The organism is Actinoplanes sp. NPDC051388 (assembly GCF_055586225.1).
This window is the reverse complement of record NZ_JBVJIP010000025.1, coordinates 1-22,900: the sequence shown is the minus strand read 5'-3', so window position 1 is coordinate 22,900 and position 22,900 is coordinate 1. Positions and strand designations below refer to the sequence as shown.

At 73.0% G+C, this 22,900-nt stretch carries 20 protein-coding genes; 2 read left to right on the top strand and 18 right to left on the bottom strand.

What is annotated here, in order from left to right; translation table 11 throughout:
* The first annotated feature begins 88 nt into the window (after nucleotides 1–88).
* Nucleotides 89–1,507, top strand: coding sequence for an eCIS core domain-containing protein (locus ACZ6TI_RS42290; RefSeq protein WP_465350927.1), 1,419 nt, complete (start codon nucleotides 89–91; stop codon nucleotides 1,505–1,507).
* Between the two features lie 23 nt (nucleotides 1,508–1,530).
* On the opposite strand, the gene ACZ6TI_RS42285 is transcribed toward ACZ6TI_RS42290, so the two are convergent.
* Genes ACZ6TI_RS42285 through ACZ6TI_RS42205 form a run of 17 tightly spaced genes read right to left on the bottom strand, consistent with a single transcriptional unit; the run spans nucleotide 1,531 to nucleotide 20,933 of the window.
* Nucleotides 1,531–2,823, bottom strand: a complete 1,293-nt coding sequence (locus tag ACZ6TI_RS42285) for a DUF6519 domain-containing protein (protein ID WP_465350926.1) — start codon at nucleotides 2,821–2,823, stop codon at nucleotides 1,531–1,533.
* Nucleotides 2,824–2,833: 10 nt separating this feature from the next.
* Nucleotides 2,834–4,912 (bottom strand): hypothetical protein, encoded by a 2,079-nt coding sequence (locus ACZ6TI_RS42280; RefSeq protein WP_465350925.1) that lies wholly within the window; start codon nucleotides 4,910–4,912, stop codon nucleotides 2,834–2,836.
* Nucleotides 4,909–7,950, bottom strand: a complete 3,042-nt coding sequence (locus ACZ6TI_RS42275; RefSeq protein WP_465350924.1) for a putative baseplate assembly protein — start codon at nucleotides 7,948–7,950, stop codon at nucleotides 4,909–4,911. Before ACZ6TI_RS42275 ends, ACZ6TI_RS42280 begins: the two co-directional genes overlap by 4 nt.
* Nucleotides 7,947–10,202, bottom strand: a complete 2,256-nt coding sequence (locus ACZ6TI_RS42270) for a putative baseplate assembly protein (RefSeq protein WP_465350923.1) — start codon at nucleotides 10,200–10,202, stop codon at nucleotides 7,947–7,949. The genes ACZ6TI_RS42275 and ACZ6TI_RS42270 overlap by 4 nt, the downstream gene beginning before the upstream one ends.
* Nucleotides 10,199–10,561: a GPW/gp25 family protein gene (locus ACZ6TI_RS42265; protein ID WP_465350922.1), complete on the bottom strand. Its 363-nt coding sequence runs from the start codon at nucleotides 10,559–10,561 to the stop codon at nucleotides 10,199–10,201. Before ACZ6TI_RS42265 ends, ACZ6TI_RS42270 begins: the two co-directional genes overlap by 4 nt.
* Nucleotides 10,558–10,890: a hypothetical protein gene (locus ACZ6TI_RS42260; RefSeq protein ID WP_465350921.1), complete on the bottom strand. Its 333-nt coding sequence runs from the start codon at nucleotides 10,888–10,890 to the stop codon at nucleotides 10,558–10,560. The genes ACZ6TI_RS42265 and ACZ6TI_RS42260 overlap by 4 nt, the downstream gene beginning before the upstream one ends.
* Nucleotides 10,890–11,387, bottom strand: a complete 498-nt coding sequence (locus ACZ6TI_RS42255) for a phage baseplate assembly protein V (RefSeq protein WP_465350920.1) — start codon at nucleotides 11,385–11,387, stop codon at nucleotides 10,890–10,892. The genes ACZ6TI_RS42260 and ACZ6TI_RS42255 overlap by 1 nt, the downstream gene beginning before the upstream one ends.
* Complete coding sequence (locus ACZ6TI_RS42250) at nucleotides 11,387–12,499, bottom strand: hypothetical protein (protein WP_465350919.1); 1,113 nt, start codon at nucleotides 12,497–12,499, stop codon at nucleotides 11,387–11,389. Before ACZ6TI_RS42250 ends, ACZ6TI_RS42255 begins: the two co-directional genes overlap by 1 nt.
* Complete coding sequence (locus ACZ6TI_RS42245) at nucleotides 12,496–12,789, bottom strand: LysM peptidoglycan-binding domain-containing protein (protein WP_465350918.1); 294 nt, start codon at nucleotides 12,787–12,789, stop codon at nucleotides 12,496–12,498. The genes ACZ6TI_RS42250 and ACZ6TI_RS42245 overlap by 4 nt, the downstream gene beginning before the upstream one ends.
* On the bottom strand, nucleotides 12,789–13,445 hold the full coding sequence (locus ACZ6TI_RS42240; protein ID WP_465350917.1) for a hypothetical protein: 657 nt from the start codon (nucleotides 13,443–13,445) through the stop codon (nucleotides 12,789–12,791). Before ACZ6TI_RS42240 ends, ACZ6TI_RS42245 begins: the two co-directional genes overlap by 1 nt.
* The gene (locus ACZ6TI_RS42235; protein WP_465350916.1) at nucleotides 13,438–13,635 is read right to left on the bottom strand and encodes a hypothetical protein; all 198 of its coding nucleotides are present in this window, start codon (nucleotides 13,633–13,635) and stop codon (nucleotides 13,438–13,440) included. The genes ACZ6TI_RS42240 and ACZ6TI_RS42235 overlap by 8 nt, the downstream gene beginning before the upstream one ends.
* Complete coding sequence (locus ACZ6TI_RS42230; protein ID WP_465350915.1) at nucleotides 13,632–15,596, bottom strand: ATP-binding protein; 1,965 nt, start codon at nucleotides 15,594–15,596, stop codon at nucleotides 13,632–13,634. The genes ACZ6TI_RS42235 and ACZ6TI_RS42230 overlap by 4 nt, the downstream gene beginning before the upstream one ends.
* Entirely contained in the window at nucleotides 15,593–16,780 is a 1,188-nt protein-coding gene (locus tag ACZ6TI_RS42225; RefSeq protein ID WP_465350914.1) for a Pvc16 family protein, read from the bottom strand. Before ACZ6TI_RS42225 ends, ACZ6TI_RS42230 begins: the two co-directional genes overlap by 4 nt.
* Complete coding sequence (locus ACZ6TI_RS42220) at nucleotides 16,777–17,862, bottom strand: hypothetical protein (RefSeq protein ID WP_465350913.1); 1,086 nt, start codon at nucleotides 17,860–17,862, stop codon at nucleotides 16,777–16,779. Before ACZ6TI_RS42220 ends, ACZ6TI_RS42225 begins: the two co-directional genes overlap by 4 nt.
* Nucleotides 17,859–18,578, bottom strand: coding sequence for a hypothetical protein (locus tag ACZ6TI_RS42215; RefSeq protein WP_465350912.1), 720 nt, complete (start codon nucleotides 18,576–18,578; stop codon nucleotides 17,859–17,861). Before ACZ6TI_RS42215 ends, ACZ6TI_RS42220 begins: the two co-directional genes overlap by 4 nt.
* On the bottom strand, nucleotides 18,575–19,105 hold the full coding sequence (locus ACZ6TI_RS42210) for a phage tail protein (RefSeq protein ID WP_465350911.1): 531 nt from the start codon (nucleotides 19,103–19,105) through the stop codon (nucleotides 18,575–18,577). The genes ACZ6TI_RS42215 and ACZ6TI_RS42210 overlap by 4 nt, the downstream gene beginning before the upstream one ends.
* A 10-nt stretch (nucleotides 19,106–19,115) precedes the next feature.
* A complete protein-coding gene (locus ACZ6TI_RS42205) occupies nucleotides 19,116–20,933 on the bottom strand; it encodes a phage tail sheath family protein (protein ID WP_465350910.1) in 1,818 nt (605 codons plus the stop codon).
* 176 nt (nucleotides 20,934–21,109) lie between these two features.
* Between ACZ6TI_RS42205 and ACZ6TI_RS42200 the strand changes: the two genes are divergently transcribed.
* Nucleotides 21,110–22,528 (top strand): eCIS core domain-containing protein, encoded by a 1,419-nt coding sequence (locus tag ACZ6TI_RS42200; protein WP_465350909.1) that lies wholly within the window; start codon nucleotides 21,110–21,112, stop codon nucleotides 22,526–22,528.
* Nucleotides 22,529–22,690: 162 nt separating this feature from the next.
* On the opposite strand, the gene ACZ6TI_RS42195 is transcribed toward ACZ6TI_RS42200, so the two are convergent.
* On the bottom strand, nucleotides 22,691–22,900 hold a 210-nt coding region (locus ACZ6TI_RS42195; RefSeq protein WP_465350908.1), incomplete at its 5' end, for a hypothetical protein.

Sequence of the window (22,900 nt, the reverse complement as noted above, 5' to 3'; positions counted from 1 at the left end):
GCCGGGTGCGCGGTGTCGGCTTTTCGACTGACCGCGGTGACGCCACGGTGACGCGGTGGCCCCAGGCTGGCCCGGGGAGGGGTCCACTATGCGGATTCACCAGCCGGCGACCCGCCGGGCCGGCGGCAGGCCGGTGCAGCGGTGCGGGGTCGGATCGAGTTGCGACTGCTCGCACGAGGACCAGATGGCCGGCATCCAGCGGGACATTCAGCGGGCCACGATCGGGGGAACGCCGTTGCCGGGTGCGATCCGCCGACCGGTCGAGCAGGCCTACGGGCACGACTTCGCCGGCGTCCGGATCCACACCGGCGCCGAGGCGGCGCGGGTGGTGGCGGGCCTGGGCGCGCGAGCGCTCACCGTAGGCACGGACATCCTGTTCGGCGCCGGGCAGTTCCGGCCCGGCACGGCCGCCGGCGACCACGTTCTGCGGCACGAGCTGGCGCACGTCGTCCAGCAGGCGCACGGACTGCCCCGCGAGGCGATCGACGGTGGCCCGTCCGACCCGCTGGAGATCGCCGCCGAGCAGGCGGCCACCGGAGCCGCCCCGGCGATGCGCCGGCTCGGGGAAGAGCCACCCGGGCCGGGCCCGCCGGCCGGTCGGCACTGTGCCGGACCGCCCGCGGTCCAGCGGCAATCGGCACGGACTGGCCCGGAGACGAAGGTCGGCGATGTGCTGCGGCTCGACCAGACGGTACCGACTCGGGGATCCGCCACCGCCGAGCCGAACTACGTGGACCGGGCGGTCGCCGGCATCGACTCGGCGCCACTCTGGCCGGATGTCGTGCTCGTGACGGCCCCGGGGGGCGCGGACGGCGTCTCGGTCCGGAAGGGTGACTTCTTCCTCGACGCAGACCCGTTGTCAGGCGCGGCGATCGCCCACAATCAGGTCTATCGCACGCGTGAGACCGCATTGTCGGTGGTGGCCGATCTGAGTTCGCGCACGCCGGGCGTCACCCACTATGCGTACTACTTGGACGGCGGACTGATTCTCCCGACCGTCCTGTCGGAGACCACCATTCCGCGCCTGATGCCGCTCATCCGCGAAAACCGGAAGCAGGACCTCGCCGATCTACACGCGACGGGCGACCTGGGCGAGCGAGTGCTGTGGTGGTATGTCGGGGCCCGCTTCCCGATCAAGGCAGGACCGGCCACGGCTCCCGCCCCGGCCGCCCGCTCCGCCGTGGTGGATGTCGCAAAGTTCGCCGACGAGTTGGTCTCGGCAACGAAGTCCATCGCCTCACCCGGACAGAAGATGCTGGCGGCCGCCCGGCAGCTGTCCGGCCTGCGCGGGCTGACCGCCGCGCAGAAGGTCCAGGTCATGATGCGGTTCTTCGATCATCTCGGTTTCGCCATCAGCGGGGCAGGAGTCGTCGACGACGGCGCCCGGCTGATCGTCTACGCCCCGGACTCGCCGCGCGCCTTCGCCTTCATCAAGGACACCGGGCAGATCCTCTACGGTCGACTCGACGCGAAGACGCTGCAATACGTGTGGGAGGTTCTGAAGTAGCCGCCCAGGCGATGCGGTCCGGCTCACGGCTTCGTGGTCAGCTCACACAGGGTCTTGAATGTCCGGCGCAGGTCCGACAGGGGTGGGTTGGCGGTCGGCTCGAACCAGGCCAGCGGCGCGTAATGGTGGGTGGTCCCCGCCGGGGGGCGGTATGCCGGGGCCGGCGGGAAGCGGGTGTGGTCGAGCGGCCACTCGACGTCGCCGGTGTCCACCCGGGCCGGAATCAGCCAGTGGTCGCCGGGCCGGCACTGCCCGCCCTTCTCGAAGGTGATCTGAATGCCGTCCTCGAGGTCGATCGGCTCGTCCGCGAGCGCCGGGATCGTGCCGTCGTCGTCGACCTGGTCCGGTGCGCTCTGATCCCAGCGGCGCAGCGCAGGCCGGATGAGCCCGTGCGGGTCGACGCTGTCGCTGAGGCGCACTACCAGGTCGTCCTCGTCGACGGCCTCGACCGCCCACAGCGGCCGGCCGCCCAGGCCGTCGACGGCGTGGTCCTCGTCGGTCAGCTCGACCCAGTCGCCCTTGCGCAGCGTGGTCCGGTCGTCGCGGCCGAGGTCGGACACCACGTATCCGCCGTCGGCGCCGGCGGTGACCGGGAACACCGCCCGTGCGGCGTTGTCGCGGGACCACTTGAAGGTGGGCCTCTCGCCGGCGACGGCGGCGCCCACCTTCCCGCCCCGGTGGATCTCGACCCGGTACAGCTGATTCTCGCGGCGGCGGAACCGGGCGTCGGGCGACAGGGAGCACGGGCCCTGGCCGGGGTCGTCCCGCTTGGCCTCCGCCCGCAACCGCGGCAAGGGGTCGGCGAGCAGTCCCTTGACGGTGTCGTCGGGAGTGGCCGGGCGCTGCTGGACCGCCAGCAGCCGGACCTGCCAGACCACCTTGGTCCGGGTCGTGGTGTCCGGTCCGCCGAGCGCGACCTCGCGCAGCAGCGGGTCGTCGTGGCTGGAGAGGTCCCGCTCCCAGACGTCGAGATAGACGAGGTGGATGCCCGATCCGGGGGTGGTGAGCCCGGCCGGCCGATCCGGCTGGAACTTGAAGGGGACCGGCGCGGCGGCGTCGTTCTCGCAGAGGATGCCGTCGACGTAGTAGTGGCCGCGACCGATCATCAGGTTGCCCTGGTTGACCGTGACGGCGAAGCCGCCGGCAGGGCCGCCGTGCGGGCCGACCAGGTCGCGCACCGTCTGCCGCACCTGGTGCAGCTGGATCGCGGCCGCGGCGTTCCAGTCGCTGTCCACCAGCACGCGGCCCTGCTGCATGACGACGCGTGAATAGTGTTTCCCGGCGACGTGGATGTCCCGTGAGATGTCGGGGTTCACCGGTGCCTCCTCAGGTCGCGAACCACAGCCCGGCCCGCGAGGCGGCCGGGGTGTACTCGTCCAGGCGGGCGCGCAGGATCGCGGCCCGCTGGGGGTCGAACAGGTCGTGGAACACGCCCATCTCCGACTCGTCGTCGGCACCGCGGCGGATCTCCACCGGCCCGTCGTCGCGGAGCCGGGCGTAATCCGGCCGCCCGTAGCGCAGGGACCGGAAACGGGGCGTGACCCGGTCGGTGGCGACCTCGGCGCGGGCCGGGCCGGCCTTCTCCCGCGCGAGGTCGGGCTGGCAGGCGAAACGGCGCGGGGTACGCGAGCCGACCGGGACGAAGCAGCAGCGCACGCAGCCGTGCTGGGTCCGGGCGATGTCCAGCCGGCTGGTGAAGATGGTGTTCTCAGCCAGGGCGACCGCGCGGACGCCGACCTGCCCGACGACCGTGCTGCGGGCGATCGTCAGCAGGACGTGGGCCCGTTTGCGCCCCGGCCCGCCGATCGCCCGCCGCCCTCGTCCGGTGGCGTCCAGGATGCTGTCGGTGACGGTCAGCGGGATCGGTTCGGTCTGCACCTCGTCGGCGGCGGCGAGGATCGTGCCGACGATGCTGTGCTCGACCTCGACGGCCGCCCGGGCCCGATCGAGGACGAGGCTCGGCTCGTCCGGCTGGTAGGGCTCGCAGTCCCCGGTCAGCGTCCAGCCCGGCACCAGCGTGCAGTGCCGGATCCGGATGCGATCGAAGTCGCCGGTGAACCGGAAACCGCGGCCCTCGACCAGGATCCCGTCGATGGTGAAGGAGCTGCCGGCGGCGCTGTGCACCCGCGCCCAGTCGAGCCGGCTGGCGTCGTAGTCGAGCAGGCGCAGCACCGGCCGGACGCCACTCGCCGCCCTGATCCGCAGGTGCTGCGGGCCGGTCTCGCCCAGCCGGATGTTCAGCGGTTCGGTGTGGACGGCGCTCTGGGTGAACTCGATGACCGCGTCGGCGTCGCCGGCCTGTGCCCAGGCTTCGAGCGCGGCCTTGATCGTCGGATGGTTGCCGTCGCCGCCCACGAGGTAGCGCCGCGTACCGGCGGAGTCCGTGACTGCGCGGGGGTACTCGCCGCCGCCGAGGGCGGTCGGCGCGCCGTACCGATAGGAGACCAGGACCTTGCCCTCGGGGGTCTCGCCCTCGGGAAAGGCGAGCCGGCCGAGCACCGGGTCGACGAGCACCTGGCCGGGGCCGGCGACGTTGACCCATCTGGTCAGGTCGGCGGCGGTGATCTCCTCGGCGGGCACCAGTTTCGGGTCGGCTTCGCGGTCCATCGCCCGCCAGACGGCGAGACTTCGATGCGGGCCGTAGAGGTCCGTGCGCCGTTCCTCCAGCAGCTGCCGGTCGAGTGGGACCGGCAGGCTCAGCTCGCCCTGGCCGTTTGCCGGACGGACGTACAGCGGTGCGTCGTTGCCCAGCACGCTGAATGTCAGCCGGGTGGCGTCGCCACGCTCGAGCCGGTTCGCCTCGGTACGCGTGACGCCGTACTGACGCAGCCGCCACGCCACGAGCCGTACGTCCGGGATGTTGTGTGGCCCTCGGACGTCGACGCTGTGCGCCGCGGTGTCGAACGGCCCGCCCAAGCGCCGCAGGAGGGCGACGTCCCGCAGATCGGCGGTGCCGCCGCGGCCGGGCGCGACATGACCCGGAGGCTGGGTCCAGCCGAGCAGCCGGTAGCACTCGACCGCCCGCGCCGGCCAGTCCGTGGCGTCGGCGGCCAGGTCCTCCAGCAGCGCCAGCGCGCCCTTGCGCCGGCGATGCCGGATGGTGTTGGCGACCTCCCGGCGCGGCAGGAGGACGGCGTTGCGGCGCCGATCGCGGTCGGAGGTCACCTCGCCGGGCGCGCCGGCCTCGCCCACCACCTGATAGCCGACCAGGTCTGCGAGGTAGGGCACGACCCAGTCGTCGCAGGTCTCGATGAACCAGTTGGCGTAGAGGCCGTCGATGTCCGCCTCGACGACGTCCACCTGTTCGGCGATCACCTGCAGCAGCGCGCGCAGCGGGCCGCGCCCGGGGCCGTCGCGCAGCCGGTGGACGCCGGGCAGCAGGTCGAAGAGCCGGTCCGGGGTCATGGCGCCTCCCGCAACAGGATGGTGTCGGGCACGTCGGGGGAGAGGATCGCCAGCTCGGCGCGCTCGTCGCCGGCCGGCCCGGTGCGGCCGGTCCGGCGATCGGGCGGGTAGACCGGGATCCGGCTCTGCGGTTCGCCCAGGGCCGCCACCGCGGTGATCTCCGCCGGGTCGGCCGAGGCGACGCCGAGCCGGTCGAGGTCGACGTGGGCCACGCCGGCGACGGCCTGCATCACCGCGATCATCTCGGACGCGTGCAGATCCTGGCCGAGGTCGCGGGCGCGGAAGCCGAACGCGCGCAGCAGGGCCGCGCGGACTGCCGGCGCCACCAGGTCGAAGCGGTGGTCTGCAGAGATGCCCAGCCGCGCCTCGACGACCACGAGCAGCAACGCCCGGGTCTCGACCGTGACCGGGACGCCGGGATCGCCGAACTCGCGCAGCGCCCGCCGGAGGTTGACCACGGCGTCGCCGCGCGCGCCCAGCGGGGCGTCGTCGACGCCGGCCACCGTCACATGCACGCGCAGCCGTCGCCCGTCGCTGCTGCGCACCGCGCGAGCCTTGCCGATGCCCGCGAACGTCCGCGCGAAGTCCTCGTAGTCGCGGACCGACACCAGACGGTCGAGCGCGGTCGTGGTGAGCGGGGCGTTGTCCCGCACGGCGTCCCGGTCGTCCGGCTCGGCGCCGCCGGTCGCGGGCAGCGGATTGACCACCGACCGGACGTCCTCCGGGGTGGTGGCCAGCAGACTGATCCGCCCGGCGGCGACGTTCCCGGCGGCGCCGATGCCGCTGCGGTACTGCGCCGTCACGTTGTCCAGCCCGGTGGGCAGCCGGCGGCCGTGGTGCCCGTCGCCGAAGACCACCTCGGCGGCGCGCGCCTCGTCGGTCCGCACGGAGTAGCCGCGGTCGGCCGGGCCGACCGCCAGTGGCTCGGCGGCGGCGGGCCAGCGCACGCCGTCGACGCGGACCTGCAGGGTGCTCGCGATCCCGGACGGGTCGGCCGAGGCGACGTAGGTCAGCGGCGAGTGGGTGAGCGGGAACCGCTGGCCGGCGACCGCCGCGTCGCCGCTGCCCAGGATCTCCACGTGCGTCGCGCCGTGCGTGCCGCGCGCGACGTTGCCGTGGATCACCAGGGTGCGGCGGCGATAGTCGTAGGCGAGCGGCGCGGCCAGCACCAGCGTCGTGCGGGGAGTGGCGTCCGGGAACCGGGAGTCGGCGCGGTGCTCGGCGCCGGCCACCATGACCAGCTCGGCGGCCGGCACGACGCCCACCGCGTTCCCGGTCGGCCCGGTCACGATCCTCTCGCCGTCGACGACGAGCCAGCGCCCGGCGTCGAGGCCGCCGTACAGCCCGTCGAGAGTGATGCGCTGCCGGTCCGCGCTGTCCGGGATCAGGTCGGTCAGCGGCTGCTCGGCCAGGGCCAGCTCCTCGGCGCCGGTGTGCACGATGCTGCCCCGGATGTCACTGAACTCCGTGCCGGCCCACCACGCGGTCGCCACCGTCACCACGGTGGTCGGGACTCCGGTGAGCCCGTACCGGCTTCGTGGTCGGGTGGTCACCCCGGTGACCGGGAGTAGCCGCGGGCTGGGCGCCTTCGGCGTCTCCACGACGATCCACCCGTTGCCCGCGATGGCCGGGTACGAGCCGTCGAGGTTCAGGACGGTGGTGAGCTCGTCGTCCGCGACCGGCCAGTCGGGCCATTGCACCTGTGGCGTGTTCGGGACGAATGGCCTCGGCACGGCATGGCCGTAGAGCCCGGTCGTGGTCCGCAGTGCGTACACCTTGGGGGTCTCCCCGCCGGTCGACGTGGTGGCCCACGCCGCCAGCAGCGTGCCGGCCAGCTGCGGCTCCAGGGTCGACAAGAGCCGGTAGGTCGACTCCCGACCCGATCCGAAGCGTTCCGCGAGATCGCCGCCGACGCGCTGCGGGCTGGGCGGCGGGACGGACGGCGGCACCAGCAGCGAGGCAGCGAGATCGAACGGCGTCACCGCGCCGCCCACGGGGCCGGCGGCGGGCGGCGGCGCCACCGCGGCCCGGGGCTGCGCGGGGCCAAGCGCGTCGCGGGCCGCCTCCAGGCGCGGCACAATCTTGTCCAGCCAGATCCGCAACGGGCCCTTGGTGACGTCCGCGCGCTCCAGCTCGAACGCGGGCAGGAAGGTGTCGACGATCCGCGCCCGCAGCGTGCCCGGGTCGCTGTCGACCACGATCGCGGCCAGCTCGGCCAGCCGGGCCCCGATGGCGTTCGCGCGGATGCCGGGCGCCACCTTGGACTCGGCCGCGGTCAGCGTGGTGAGGATGTCGGCGAGAAGCTCCCGCCCGGCCTTGTTGGCCGGCAGGCTGATGCCGGTCAGGGTGACCCGGGTTCGGTCCTGGTCGCGTTCCGGCGTGACCGCGGCGACCCGGGCCAGTGCCTGATCCCCGCCGGCCACGATCACCAGCAGGTCGTCCGCCGCCAGGCCGGTCGCCTGGCCGGCGAGATAGAGGTGGTCGACGTCGTTGACGTGCGGGAAGAAGGCCGGTGCGGTCTGCCGGGGGCGCAGGATGTTCCATGCGGCGCGGGCCGGGAGCCGCTCAGCCGTCTCGAACGGCTGCGGCGTCTCGCCGGGCCCTGGCCGGCTCTGTGCGCGGGTGCCGGCCGGGACGTCGGCCATGGCGCCGTCGCGCAGGGTGAAGGCCAGGTACGCGGTCGCCGCGACGCCGGGTCGTGGCGTGTGCCCGATCAGCCGGACCAGTTCGACGACCGAGCGGTACTCGGTGGCGGTGCGCAGGTAGCCCTCGTTCGCGATGCGCTCCTGATAGAACGTGAGCACGTCGGCGACCACCGCCCAGGCGTCCAGCAGCGCCAGTGACGCGTCGCCGGGGTCCCGGGTGCGCAGCCCGGCGAGCGCGGCGTCGGCGGAGAGGCGCCCGCGCATGGTGGCGAGGAACGTTCCGTGGGTGCCCGCGCGGTAGGCCAGGCGGCTCAGCCCGGGCCGGTTCGCGACCGGCAGCGGGGTGTCGCGGCGCCCGCAGCAGAAGCAGGGGCCCTGGTGCGATGCGGTCATCGGTCCCCTCCGTCCGCGGTCACCGGCGTCACCAGCAGCCGGCCCAGCTCGGGGCGGCCCGGCGCGTTGTCCAGGCGGGCGACCTCGTCGGGGCCGATCGGCAGCACGCCGGCTTCGAGCTCGCCCCGGGCGGGTCCGAAGAGCCGTTGGAAGCGGGTCACCAGCACGCTCTGCACGCCCTCGACGGCCTGGACCGCCGCGATGAGGCGGCTGAGCAGGACCGGTGTGCCGAAGGTCAGGGCATCCGGGTGGAAGAAGCCGACGCCGCCGCCCGGCCGGAGCCCGCTGCCGAGCACCGCGAGCACCGCCGCCCGCACCCGTCCGGGCAGGTGATGCGGTGAGACGCAGATGGTCACGGCGATGTCGAGCGGAACCTGCACGGCGGTGCTGACCCGCAGGTCGTGGCCGATCCGCCGGTACGGCTCGAGCGCGCCGGCGATCGCTGGCAGCAGCTCAGGGCCGCCGGTCTCGGGCGCGCCGAACGGGTCGACGGCCACGTCCACCTCGTACCAGCTGCCGGTCCACCGGACCGCGCCGTGCGCCCGCTGCACGCGCGGGTCGCGGGCGGCCAGGGTCGCGTAGTCCGCGCCGGTGACGGCCCGCCTCGGGACCCGCCGGTAGGCGTGCGGCGAGGCTAGCCGGACGTGATCGAGCGGCTCGGGCGCGGCGCCGCCCAGCGCCGGTAGCGGGTTGCGGGGGCGCAGGCCGATGTCGTCGGCCTGTCCGGCCGGCAGGACCACCCGCGTGATGGTGTCCGCGCCGACGTTGCCGCCAGGCCCGGTGCCGCACCGGTAGTCGGCGACGAACCGGCTGTCCGGCGCCCGCGGTGCGCCCAGCGTCCCGTCGCCGAACCGCAGGGTGGCCCGGCCCCCGACGTCGGTCTCGACCACGAAGTGCCGGTCCTCCGGGCCGCTGCCGAGCAGATCGGGCCGGGCGGTCCAGGCGGCCGTCACCCCGGCCGCGGTCGTCTCGGTCAGCCGGATCGCCGGCACCGCGTCGGCCGGATCGGGCCGCAGCAGGGCGACCGCCGGAGCGCCGGGCTGCTCGGGCACGGCGAACGTGAGCGGCGCCCGCCGCAGCGCGCCGCCGACGTCTTCGGCGTCCACCGGTGCGCCGTGGTCGACCAGCAGCAGGTTGGCCCGGGCGACACCGAGCTCCGCGGCGTCGCGGCCGGACAGGCACAGCGGGAACGGCAGGCCGTCGGCCACCTCCCAGGCGATGTCGGCGATCTCCAGCTTGGTGACCGGGTCCGTGCCGGTCCGCACGGCGGTGAGCACGACGACGTGCCGGTGCGCCGGGTCGGCGGCGTCCTCGAACAGGAGCGGATCGCCGGGCTCGAGGTGCAGTCCGCCGGGCGGGGCGAGCAGCGTCGCGGTCGTGCTGCCGGCCGGCAGGACGCAGTCCCGCAGGCCCCAGGTGTAGATCGGGATCTGGTTGTGCACCCGCCACAGGCGGGGCTCGTCGCGCACCGGGGCGAAGACCTGCCCGCTGCCGGTCGCGAACGTGGTGCCGGGCGGCAGGGTCACGTCGCCGTCGGTCTCCACGTGCAGCCAGGCCCGGGCACAACATCCCTCGTGCACGGCGTAGTCGACGAGGCGGGCGTGGCGGCGCACCGAGGTGCGCAGGCGGGCGGTGTCCAGATAGGCCTCGGTGGCGACCGCGTCCTGGTGGTAGCTCAGGTGATCGGCGACGTACGCGAGGAGCTCGACCAGCGTGATGCCGACGTCGGGCACGTGCCGCTCCCGCCACCCCGGCATGGTGAGGGTGAGCCGATCGAGCATCAGCCGGCGGAAACTGGCGTAGTCCTTGGCCAGGTAGTCGATGTCCGGCTCGTCCGGCCGGTCCGGCACGCACGCTTCGGGCGCACAATCGCCCGGCCCGGGGCAGTCGATCGCGAAGCTGAAGCCGAGCGCGGCGAACCGCGGGTCGACGTCCGGGTGGCCGACCACCCGCAGCACGTAGCGACCGGCGTCACCCGGGCGGTCGAGGGTGACCGCGACACACTCGTCGACCGCCGGGTCACGCTGCCGCTCGCGGCGGACCCGCAGCACGCCGACCCGATGATCCGGGCCGCCGCCGTCGATGCGCAGCTGGGCGGCGGTGAGGCCGTCCGGCGGCCGGTTCACGAAGAACACCCGCAGGGTCCGCCCGTCCGGGTCGACCTCGACGAAGTCCAGGCCGGTCAGGCCCGCGACGCGGACCTGATCCCGGCGGGCGTGGTCGTCGGCGCAGGTCAGGCCGCCGGCGGTCATGGCCCGGCTCCGGTGAAGGTGTCCACCCGGGTCTCGCCGGTGGCCAGCACGGCGTAGCTGACCTCGACGGCCAGCGAGGTGTCCTCGTGGGTCACATCCACAGCACGCACCACGATCAGGTCGCCCAGCCACTCCAGCAGCCCGGCCTGCACGTTGAGCTCGACGGTGGAGGCCAAGTCGGTGCTGTTCGGCTCGAACACCAAGGCCAGCAGGCCGCTGCCGTACCCGGGCCGGTTGACCCGCTCGCCCGGCGAGGTGAACAGGAACTGGTCGATCAGGTCGCGGATGTGGTCGGCCGGGCCGGTGGTCGCGGTACGCCCGGCCGCGTCGAAGTGGAACGGGTGGTCGATGTCGGTCATCTGCCCACCACCCGGTGCTGTGCCGCGGCCACCGACGCGACGCCCTGCGGAATCTGCGGCCCGCCGAGGCACTGGGACGGGCTGTCGCGCAGCACGACCGCGCGGCCCCCGGTCGTGACCCGGGTCGCGCCGGCCGTCCAGCGCACTGTCGCGCAGGGCTGGCTGACGCCGTTCGGCAGCGTGAAGGGGCACGTCGAGACGGTCGGTGTCACGTCGACGGTCCACACCGGACTTCCGGCCAGCGTGACCCGCGACGCTCCGGTCGTGGCGGACGCCGGGGCGCCGTGGAAGCACTGGACCGTCGCACCAACGTGCAGCAACTCGGGCATCACGTCACCTCCAGGGCGTTGCCGTTCAGCGACACGGTCTGGTTGGCCAGCCGCACGGTCGCCTTGCCGTTGGTCAGTTCCACCGCCGATGACGTGATCGAGAGCCGGCCCGAGTCGGTCTCGATCGCCACGCTGCCGTTTGCGTCGTTGATGGTGATCGTGCAGGTCTTGGTCTTGAGCATCTTGGTATCCGGGGCGGCGATGGCCGGCTTGGTCGCGTCGATCGAGGGCAGGTCGGTCCAGAAGCATCCGGTCCAGATCGGCTTGTCCCGTTCGCCGCCCTCGTACTCGATCCACACCCAGGACTTCTCCGGAGGGATCAGCAGCAGGCCGACGCCCGGCCCGGCGTACGGCAGGGCCGGCAGCGCCCAGGCGGTCTCCTCGTCCTGGAACTGCCGGACCTTCGCCTTGATCCGGCCGATGCCGTCCGGGTCGTCGTTGCGGCTGACCACCGCGCGAAACTTGCCGTACCAACGGTTTCCCGACGACTCAGCCATCAGGCACCTCCGCCGGCGGGCGTGTCGAGACCGTCCCGGGCCAGGCCGAAGGACTGGGTGGCCGAGCCCCGCCGCAGCGTCGTGGACACCTGCCGGATCGCGTAGTCGCCGTCGTACGAGCGGCCCACGCCACGGACCCGGATGCGCCGGCGAGGGCGCAGCAGCGCGCCGTACCGGCCCAGGTCGAGTTCGCCGACCACGATCACCGCGTCCGCGGCGAGCAGACGGGCCTGCGTCGCGCGCAGCTCGGCCAGTTCCCTGGTCAGGCCCGCGGCCCGGTACAGGTAGTTCTCGCGCAGCACCGCGGCCGGCACCCGGGCCAGCCCAGGGCCGTCGCTGGTGGCCGCGCCGACGGCGACCGACGAGTCGGCCGTCTCGGGCACCGACGCCGTCGGCTTGACCGGGCCAAGCATGTCGAAGCGGAAGGCGAGCGGCTGGTCGACCGTCGTCAGCGAACCCATGTTCATGGTCAGGTCCGGCTCCTGCCGCTCCCGGTCGTCGATCGGGCCCCACCGCGCGGTGCTCTCCCCGGCGCCGGTGTCGTCCGGCACGACCGCGAACCGGAAGCCGTTCTCCTCGGCCAGATAGCGGAGAAACTCCAGGTCGGTCGTGGTCCGCACGCGATGGCGTTCGGTCGCTCCGGGCTTGCGCGAAACCGTGGTCACGTCGGTCCGGAGGCCGAACTTCAGGTACGGATCGAGCACCTGCGTCACGATCTCCGAGTCGGTCCGGCCCTCGAAGGCGGCCGGCCGGTCGGTGAGCGTCAGATGCGCCGACAGGTCATCGCCGCTGACCACCAGCGCCGACCCGCCCGGGGTGTTGCTCGGCCGCACCTGGTGGTGGGTGACGACACCGTCGATCAGGACCTGGCGGCGGAGGCCGAAGCCGACCACCAGCCGGACCCGGGTGAGCGCCCGGAACGTGTCGCCCGTGAGCAGATCGAGGTCGCCCCGGCGTTTCGCCGGGGCGAACGTCAGCCGGAACACGTCGACGTCGTCGTGCCGGCTGTCCACCTCGACGCTGACCAGCGCGTCGATCACCGAGCCGGGCAGCCGCTCGGGGCGGGTCGGCCCGGCGAGCACGGTCAACCGCAGGCTGGAGACGGCCATCATCCGGCCTCGGGCAGCAGGATCTCGCGACCGGTCACCTCGAGCTCGGCCGGCCGCAGCACGCCGTTCACGTCGCACAGCGCCCAGAACTGCGTCGGATCACCCAGGTGGCGGTCGGCGATCCCGTCCAGCCGCTCACCCGGGCGGACCAGATGGGCGCCCGCCGCCGGGTCCGATGCGGTCCGCGGCACGAAACGGCGCCGCAGGTACGGGATCTCCCGGCCGGCGTCGTCAGTCCACACCGCCACCTCGGTGGCGGTGTAGCGGCTGCCCACCGGGAATCGGCGCGGCATCAGCCGGCTCCGATCGAGGAGCCGAGCTCGCTGACGTTGGCCGCCACGTTCGAGGTCGCCATGATCTCCTTGGCGATCTGGTGCGCCAGGAAGAGCCGGTGGCCGAGGGTGCCCGGCTCCAGATCGGCGGTGCTCAGCACGGAGAGCTGGAGGTCCGCCCGGGCCCGGATCGGGTTCAGCCGGCCGTCAAAGGCCTCCTCCACGATCGTGAAACCGGTCAGCCGCACCGGCAGCGCCCGCTTCGCCCCCCACACGAAGACCGTCAGCGGCGCCTCCGGCGGGAGGATCTCCAGGGCGCTCTGCTGGGCCAGGGCCAGGTCCTCCTGCACCTTGCGGTATTTCGGATACAGCAGCATCTCCAGGGCGGAGAGCGTGGCGTACACGCCCAGCGAGCCGGCTTGCGGATCGCCGCGATCGAGCAGGTCGGTGGCGTCCACCTCGGCGCTCAGCGACAGCGTCTCGCGTGGCGGGCCGGACAGCCGCAGGGCCTCGGCCCGCGCGCCCCCGTCGCCGCCACCCGCGGTCCGCGCCTCCAGCCGGCGGGTCAGCGTGTCCGGGTTGTACTGGAACGCGATGACGCTGGCCAGCGGGTTCGCCGGGTCCATGCCGACCAGGGCGGCGCGCAGCATCCGGGGCGAGCGGGGCGGGCTAGTCACGGCCGATCGCCTTGCGCACCTCGGCCGCGACCTGCCCGGCGATCTGGCCCGCGAGATCGCCGGGCATGCCGTCCGGCCGGCGGCCGGCCAGCCGGTCGGCGATCAGGGCCTCGGCCGCGGCGCGCAGATCCACGCTCCCGGACGTGCGCCCCTCGACCACGACACAGTCGATGTGCACGATCATGGTCATCCGGAACTCCGATCGGCGGGCGGCCACCGGAAATCGGCCGCGGAGACGGGCACCTGCAGCTTGCGGAGTTCCGCCTCGACCGCGACCAGGACGATCGGCATGGTGACCGGTGACCCGGCCACCGCGGCTTCGAACGCGGCGTTGAGCGCGGCGGCGTGGATGCTGCCCCCGCTGAGCTTGAAACCGGCCAGGCGGGACCGGTCGAGGCCGGCCACCGGCACGCCGGCCGGGAACGCGCGGGCCCAGATGTGCTCGCGCAGCTCGTGCCCGGGGAACGGGAAGTCCACCACGAAGCGCAGGCGCCGCAGGAAGGCGCGGTCCAGGGCCTCCTTGCGGTTGGTGGCGAGAACGGCGAGCCCCCGGTAGGACTCCATCCGCTGCAGCAGGTAGTTGACCTCGAGATTGGCGTACCGGTCGTGGCTGTCGCGGACCTCGGTCCGCTTGCCGAACAGCGCGTCGGCCTCGTCGAACAACAGCAGGGCGCCGCCGGAGTCCATCTGGTCGAACAGGGCGCCCAGGTTCTTCTCCGTCTCGCCGATGTACTTGCTCACCACCGCCGACAGATCGACCCGGTAGAGCTCGAGCCGGAGCTGCCCGGCGAGAACCTCGGCCGCCATGGTCTTGCCGGTGCCGCTGGGGCCGGAGAACAACGCGGTCACGCCGAACCCGCGGTTCATCACCTGCCGGAAGCCCCAGTCGTCGTAGACGGTCGTGCGCCGGGCCACCTGTCCGGTCATCCGGCGCAACGCCGCGAGCTCGGGGTCCGGCAGGACCAAGTCGGGCCAGGTGGCTTTCACGTCCAGCCGCTCGGCCAGCCGGTCGGCGCGAGGGCGGGCGGTGCTGACGCAGGCGTGCCAGATCCGGTCCTGGTCCTTCTCCTCGGCCGCGGTCCGGCGGATGTCGCCGAGGCTGAGGTCGAACTGCCCGGCGAGCGCGTCCGCCGCGTCGCCGCCGACCACGTCTGCCCAGGCATCGTGTTGTTCCGCGGCGGTCGGCCGGCCCACCTCGGCGGTGATCGACCGGTGCCCGGACGCCGGGCCGCCGCCGTCGAGGAACACCAGGCCGCCGACCGCCTCGGCCAGGCGCTCGGCCGCGTCGCCGTGCGGATCCGCGGCCGGGCCGTCCGGGCCGGGGCCCTCGACGAGCAGGGCGACCGGCAGGAGCAGGCACTCGCGGTCCCACAGCCGGACGAAGGTCTCCAGCTCGGCCGGCCCCGGGGCGAGCCGCCGGGGCAGGCGGTAGAGCGCGAGGCCGAGCCGATCCGCGGTGGTCGCGGCGACCAGCCGGCGGCTCCCCGGATCCGGTCCCAGCAGCCGCACCCGGGGGAGGTTCTCACCGGCGGCGGTCCGCCGCAGCCGCTCGGCGGTCCGCTCGGCGACGGCCTCCTGGGACGGCGCGAGGTCGAGGGCCGCCAGGCCGGGGTCGATCGGCACGAGCAGTCGCCGGACCCGGATGTCGAGCAGGTTGAGGCCCTTCAGATAGCCGACGATCCGTTCGTCGGCGACCAGCCGGCCGGAGATCACCGGGTCGGCTCCGTGCGTCACCACCTCGGTCAGGTGCAGGCGGCGCAGCGCGCCGTGCGGAGTCACGGCCAGCCAGGAGGGATCGTCGAACAGGGTCAAGGCCACGGCAAAGCTCGGGTACGCCCGGGACAGGTCACCCTGGATCCGCCCGCAGAGCGCACCGATCCGGGTGTCCAACATGGGCGCCGCGCTCAGCAGCAGGGTGTCCCGCTCGAAGCTGTCCAATCCGAGCCGCTCGGCCAGCACGGTCAGCGCCGGCGGGGGATCGGTGGCCCGCTCGGCCGCCAGCATCGCCTCGCGGGCGTCCGCGACCGCACGGTCCGCCCGATCGTCGCGGTCCGCCTCGGGCAGGTGAGCCTCGAGCAGCGCCCGCAGCCAGGCCAGCGCCGCGGACAGGAACCGGGCGTTGTCCTGCTCCCAGGCCTCGGCGGTGCTCATGTGATCTGCACCCGCTCGGCGGCGGCGAACGTGCGCTCGCCGGCGGCCGTGACCGCGTACGGCTGGCTGTCCACGCCGTCGACGCGCACCCGGACGAGGAAATCGCCCGGCGTGGCGGCGCCGACCCGGAACGTCGACGTGGCGCTGCGTTCGGTCCCGGCCGGCAGCGGCTGGGCGATGATCTCGCGGTCCCCGAGCAGCAGCGAGACACGTTGCCCCCGCCAGACCCACGGCCCGGTGGTGACGGTGAGCGTGACGGCCCCGCCGACCCGGGCCGCCGGGCTCGGTGCGATCGCCAGCACCCGGGGCGCGAGCGGGAAGGGCACCTCGTTCGACACCCGCGTCCGGCCCTGGTCGGTCACCGCGACGGTGACCGTGTACTGCCCGGCCGGCCAGAGCTCGCGGACCGCCGGGCTGTCCGGTGGCAGGGCCACCTCCAGATCGCCGGCCGCCGACAGGGCGAGCGCGAGATCCGTGGCCTGGTCCCACAACCGCGTCCGGAATTGCGCGGTGCCACCGGCGATGCCCCGGCCGGCGAACCGCAGGGTGTCACCGAGCCGGACCGCGGGCCGGTCCTCGCCGACGATGCCGACCCGCTCCAAAGTCGGGAAGAGGGCCGGGTCGGCGGCCACGTCGACGCCGCTGTCCCGCAGGTCACGGCGGCCGAGCACGGGCAGCGCCGCCGGTGCGGTCCGGCGCGCGTCGATCAGGACCACGGTGGCCACGTAGGCCGTGGACAGCCGGTAGGGGGAGCCGAACGCGGTCCACAGCTTGGTCATCTCGTCCAGGGACAACGGCGCGTGCGAGATCCGCACGCGTTCCGGCTGCTCGTGCAGACCCGCGGCGGGCCGGATGCCGCGGACCTCGTCCCGGCCGAGGACGGGATGGTCGTGCAGGATGCGCATCGCGTTGCCCAGCGCCGCGTGGGCCGAGACGTCGTCGCCGTTACTGCCGTAGACGGTCAGCAGGTAGGACAGGTCCAAGGCCAGCGGCGGCCGGGCGCCGGCATTCGTCCAGCCGGAGTTCGGTTCCACCGCGTACAGGAAGAGGTTGATCTGGTCGATGCTCTCGTCGGTGCGGGCGTTGTCGGGCACCAGCGTGGTGCAGTCCGGCCCGCCGAGCTGGGTGTCCAGCAGCCGCCGCAGGGTCTCGGTGACCGCGGCGACCGCTTCCGAGGTGCTCACCCGCGGCTCCCGGTCCGGTGCCGGCGGTAGTCGGCGAGCGAGAGCAGCCGGTTGGCCCGGTCGGATGGCGGCGCGGGCGGCGTGGCCGGTGGTGCGGGAGTCGGCGGCGCCGGTGGGACTCGGACCTCGACGCGGCCGATCGTCACCTGCACGGGCATGCCGGGCGGGGGCGTCTCGACGGTCGGCGCCGGTGCCGGCCTGCCCTTCGCCGGCCTGCCCGGCGCGCTTGGGGCGTCGTGCAGCCTCGCGACGTCCGGGACGTCCGGCAGGAATGGCTGCGGCGCCACCGCGCCCGCCGCGGCCTCCGGCCGATGCCAGGCGGTGCGGTCGCGCCCGGCTTCGGTAAAAGCCGCGCCGAGACGGACGGCGTCAACGAACGCCGAGTCGGAGAAAGCCGCGCCGGGCGTGGCCGCGCCGGTAGTGACTGCGCCGGGAGTGGCTGGGTTTTCGACGGCGGCGCCAGAGAAGGCCGCGCCAGAGAAGGCCGCGCCAGAGAAGGCTGCGCCAGAGAAGGCCGCGCCAGAGGAGGCCGCGCCAGAGGAGGCCGCGCCGGGAATGGCCGCTGCGCCGGGGACGGCCGCCTCGGCGAAGGCTGACTCGCGATGCCGCCGGGCGGCGCCCGGGGAGCCATTCGTCCGGCCCGTGAGCCCCGGTTCCGTGGCGACGGCCGGGAAGGTCACGCGCGGAACCTCGGCGGCGGGAGGGGCGGCATGGCCCGGCGCACGAGCTTCCTGAGTGACCGCAGGCCACTCCGTGGCGGTCCCGTCCTCTGCTGCCGTCCGTCCACTGCCGTCCGGCCTGGCCGCCCGCGCGCCGGGGGCGCCGGCCCGTGGGATCGAAGGCGCCGGAGCCGCGTCCCGGGCGGCCGGCGGGACGACCGTCGTCCCGGCCGCGGGCCGGCCCCGCACCTCCGGCTCGAGCGTGCGCCCGGCCGCCGCCGGCGGCGGTGTGTCGAAGTATCGATCCAGGAGATCGGCGCCACCCACCCCGGCCGGCGGCTCGAACAACCCGGGAGTCCGCGGCAGGACACTCCGCTCCGGATGCACCAGGCGCGCGGCGAGGCGCTCGAAGAAGTCCGTCATGACGAGACCAGATCCAGGTACGCCTGCCGGCGATGCGCCCCGAGGCCGAGGATCTCCGTCTCCGACCAGCCGTACGCGGAGGCGAGCTCGTGCACCTCGAGCAGCGTGCGACGCGCCCACACGGCGACCTCCGCCCACGTCGCCAGCCCGATGTCCAGCGGCGCGAGCCAGGTGCCGTCGCAGCTAGGACAGGCGAGTCGCAGCTGGACGTCGGCGTGCGGGGCGAGCTGGGTCAGTCGCTCGGCGGCCAGCGCCAGCGCGTCCGCCGGGAGTGCGTCCACGTCCACGGCCGCACCGAGCCGGTCCACCGCCGACAGGCAGCGCCGCAGGAGCACCCGCCGGGCCTCGGTGACCTCGCCGGTCAGGGCCGCGGCCCGGGCGTCCCCGCTGTCCGGCACCCGCACCGTCACGTGTCCTCCGTCGTGCTCGACCACGTCCTCGTGTCCGGATGCGGCGGGCAGGCCGGCGCAGAGATCGGACAGCGACACCGACACCTCGATGCGTTCCGCGCAGAGCGGGCAGGACTCGATCGCGGTCAGCCGGTCCCCGAAGACCCGGCGCCGCAGGTCGAACAGCAGCGCGTCGCGGGCGTCGAGGGGCAGGGCCGCCACCGAGGCTTCGTCCCGGCCGGTCGTGGCGGCGAGCAGCGCCACCGCCCGCGTGGTCGGGTCGCGCCCCTGCCCGCGCTCCCACGCCGCGAGGAGCGACGCGCTCATGCCGGCTCGGTGAACTGCGGCTCGGTCGGCTCGGGCACCTCGTAGTCGCGCTCCCAGCCCTCGTTCTCGAGCCGCATGTTCTGGATCGCGACCGCCGCGCCGTTGGCGTCCGAGTCCGGCCACGCCTCGTACTGCGAGGGCCAGCACCGGTACACCTTGTAGGCGATGGCCAGCTGGCCCGCCTCGTTGTACATCTCGATGATCAGGTCCTTGCGGAAGTCCTTCAGCGACACCTCGAGGCCGAGGCCGGAGCCCCAGTTCCACACCTTGTTGGCCCACTGCTCGAAGGCCTTGTCGTGGGTGACCCCGCGGCGCAGGGTGATCGGCTCGTACTCGCTGCGCCCCGGCGACTTGCGGCTGCTGCTCGGGTCGCCGCCGGAGCGGTGCTGCACCACCTCGGTGGTCCGCCGCAGGGCGGTGACGCCGCTGACCCCGGCCACGTAGACGCCGTCCCACTTGACCCGGAACTTGAAGTTCTTGTACGGGTCGAAGCGTTGCGGGTTGTTGTTGACGGTGAATTCGGGCATGACCCGTCCCTCACGTCTCGATCTGGCCGGCGAGCTGCTTGATGCGCAGGATGACGAACTCGGCCGGCTTCAGCGGGGCGAAACCGACTACGATGTTGAGGACGCCGAGGTTGATGTCGTTCTGGGTGGTGGTCTCCCGGTCGACCTTGACCAGATAGGCCTGGTTCGGGGTGGCGCCCTGGAAGGCGCCCTGCCGGAAGAGGTCGTGCATGAAGGCGCCGATGTTCAGCCGCACCTGGGCCCACAGCGGCTCGTCGTTCGGCTCGAAGACCACCCACTGGGTGCCGCGGAACAGGCTCTCCTCGATGTAGAGCGCGAGCCGCCGGACCGGGACGTATTTCCACTGCGAGGCGAGCCCGTCGGCGCCCTGCAGGGTGCGTGCTCCCCACACGACCGGGCCGACCGTGGCCTTGGTCAGCAGGCAGTTGATCCCGAGCGGGTTGAGCCGGCCGCATTCCGGGTCGGTGAGCGGGACGGTGAGGCCGGCCGCCCCGGAGATGGTGGCGGCGAGCCCGGCGGGCGCCTTCCACACGCCGCGCTCGGTGTCGGTGCGCGCCATGACGCCGGCCACCGCGCCGCACCCGGAGAACCCGCCGATCCGGTTGTCCCGCAGCGGATCCGCCTGCTGGAGCCGGGGGAAGTACACGGCGGCGTTCGCGCTCGTCGTCCCGATCGCGGTGCGGCCGTCGATCGCCTGCTGCACGGTGGTCCAGCCGGTCGGCGGGTCGAGCAGCAGCATCGCCCGGCGTCCCTCGCAGTAGCGGGCCGCGGTGGTGACCACGGTGGCGTCCACGTCGCCGCCGTTCTCGCCGGCCTTGTAGGGCGGGATGCACAGCAGGTTGAAGAGGTCGGCCTTCTCGAGCGCGAACAGCCCGGTCTTGTCCCGGTTGCCGTTCTGCGGCAGGAATTCGGCCGAGGTGATCGCCACGCCGTCGTGGCCGGTCTGCTGGTCGACCAGCGTCTTGAGCGCGGCCCTGGCCGCCACGACGGGTGCGGCCTTGGCGTCGGCGGTGGTCAGCGCGGCGGCGGCCTCGTCGCTCTTCTTCTGCGCCGCCGCGATTTTCGCGGCATCCGGTTGAGGGTCCGCCTGCGCCGCGGCCAGGTCGGCGGCGGCCTGGTCGGCCGCCTGCTTGGCCGAGGCCTGCGCCCGCTCGGCGCCGGGGCTCTTCTCCTCCGCGTCGCTCACGGTGACCCGGGCCGCCGTCACGGTGTCCGGCTTCGGATCGTCCCCGGTCGTGACCGCCGGGTCCGCCGCCGGCCAGTCGCCGTCCCAGCGCACCAGTTGCGACGACCTCAGCACCCGGTCGACCCGCCGCCGGGTGTCCTTGACGGTGAGGTTGCGGAAGGTCTCCTCGGTGCCGTTCCCGTCATCCGCGATCCGCAGGTCGAAGATGTCATCCGGGCCGACGCCGAGGTCGGTGGCGACGGCCTGGGCCACGTCGGCGGCGGGCTTGGGCAGGATCGTGGCCTGCAGGCGGTTGCCCCACGCTCCGGGCGTGCGGGCGACGAGTTTGAGGTTGCCGACCGACAGCTTGGCCACGCCCGGGGTGTTCGCGTCCCGCGGGCGGTAGAGCCGGACCACGATCGCCTGCCCGCCGCCGTTGAGGAAGAAGTCGCGGATCGCGTAGCCCAGGCCGCTCTGGCTCCACAGGCCGCCGAACTCGCGCTCGACGTCGGCGAGGCCGTTGACCACGACCGGTTCGGCGACACTGCCGCGCGGCGCTCGGCCGACGAACGCGGTGATCGCGGTAGCGACACCAACTATCGTCCGTACGCCACTGGGCAGTTCCTCGACGTAGACGCCCGGATAACTCACCTGAACCGGCATCGGTCCCCCTGGGGCGGTGATCGGATCACCTGACGGATGCCATGCTTCGGGCCGGTCGTCACCATGCCGTCACCGGTCTGCTGACGTCTGGCATGCCGCGATGGCGTGGTGACGGCGTGGTGACGGGCGCCGACGAACATCGCACAATGTTCGCTAGGGCCGTCGGGAGCCGAGCCATGAAGGGCCTGCTCGGGAAGGAGTCGCCCGTCATTGGCGACGTACTGAGAACTGAGGGGCGGCCGCTCGACCCGGACACCCGACATCAGATGAGCACACGCTTCGGGGTTGGCTTCGCTCGGGTACGGGTGCACGGCGACGCGGCCGAACGGGTGGCCGGGAGCCTCGCCTCAGCCACCGGGTGTCAACCGGTAGTCCAGCGGTCGGCCGGCGGTCCGGTGACGGTGCAGCGGGAGATCACCGAGGACTCGATCAAGACCAAGGACGGCGACTTCTACTCGACGCACTGCGGCTGGGTCGACACCGGCCACGCGAATCCGAGGCTGGCTCGGAGTCTGATCGCCGCAGTGCGTGAGGCGTCCCAGCGCATGGAGCGACGCGAGAAGGTAGAGACCAGTAGCCCCGCCGTCGCGGCTCCCGCGCTGGTGAGCGAGCCCGATTGCCCAGCGGAGTACGAACCGGGTGAGCAAATGCAGTCCCGGACGGATGCCCCGGTGATGAGGGACAGACAGCACCCGTCCGGCGCGGTTGACATGTTCCTCGGCGGCTTCGAGGTGGGCAGCTCGGACGAAACGAAGTTCACCGGGATCATCAACGCCATCGCGGACTCCCACGCAGCGTGGCAGGCGATCCGCGGCCGGAGGTTCGGTGTGGAGATTCGAGGCTTCACAGATTGCGTCGGCCAGTCCCGTAGAAACGTTCGACTACGCCACGCTCGTGCCCTTGCTGTCGCGTTGGCTCTGCGACGGGCGAGCCGAACAATTCCCGTCAGCATAACGATGGCCGGCGACCAGATCGAATACCCGGCCGGGAACTCAACGCCCGAAGGGCGCCGGCAGAATCGTGGAGTGCTCGTCCGGTTTGTCCCGGAGGCCAAGCCTGAACGGTTCGCCACACCAACCATGGAATCGCGTAAGTTCGGCGTCAGATTCAGTGCCGTCACGCCGACCATACAACTCTCCCGGTCGCTCACGGAGAACGAAGTCCTCGCGGTCGCCTTGACGATCTTCGCCGCGCAGTCCACGGCGTTCGAGAAGACCCAGAGCTGGCGCGATTCCATTCCGTTCGCGCCGCCCAGCTCGATGTTCGCGGAGGAGGACATGCCCTCTAATCTCATCGGCTTTTACCGAGCGGCGCGCGGATTCAGCATCGATGAGGTCCGAACACTATGTGACGCTTGGGACAAACCTAGTTCTCTCGCCAAGCTGAGTGGATACGAGTTCACACCGAACCCGAGGTTTCGGCCCCGGGATCTCGCGTCAGGCGGCACCTGGCCAGCCGCGTTCCAGACGATCAGCCCTGAACCCTTCAGCAGTGATGCGTTCAGGATTCTCCGACTGAACCTCGACATACCGATCCTGGATCTCGAACTCGAGTGCTCGATCGAACCCGGCAGGGGCACCATGACTTGTCCGTGACAACCGTTGTGGTGCCGAGCGTCGGGCCGGTCCGGTCGGCGAGTGCCTCGTCGTCGGCCCGAACCCAACCCGCGGTACGCTCGCGGTGCTGGAGCGCAACGGCGATCGTGGCCGATCCAGCCTGCTGCATGAGGCCGTGTCCTGCCGATCACCGCAGCCAGATCAGAGCAACGATGACCGGTAGAGGGCAGCGCGTTTGGCGTAGCGGGTGGCTAGCGCACGCCATTGCTTCAACCGGTTGAAGCAGCGTGTGGGATGCCACTTCAGGGTGATGGCGCTGGTCTGGGAAGATGCCGGTGCGGCAGGCTCGGTGGTGTGGTGGTTCATACGATCGCGTTGCTGATTGTCCGGCGGGTTCTGGGTGTGTTGGGG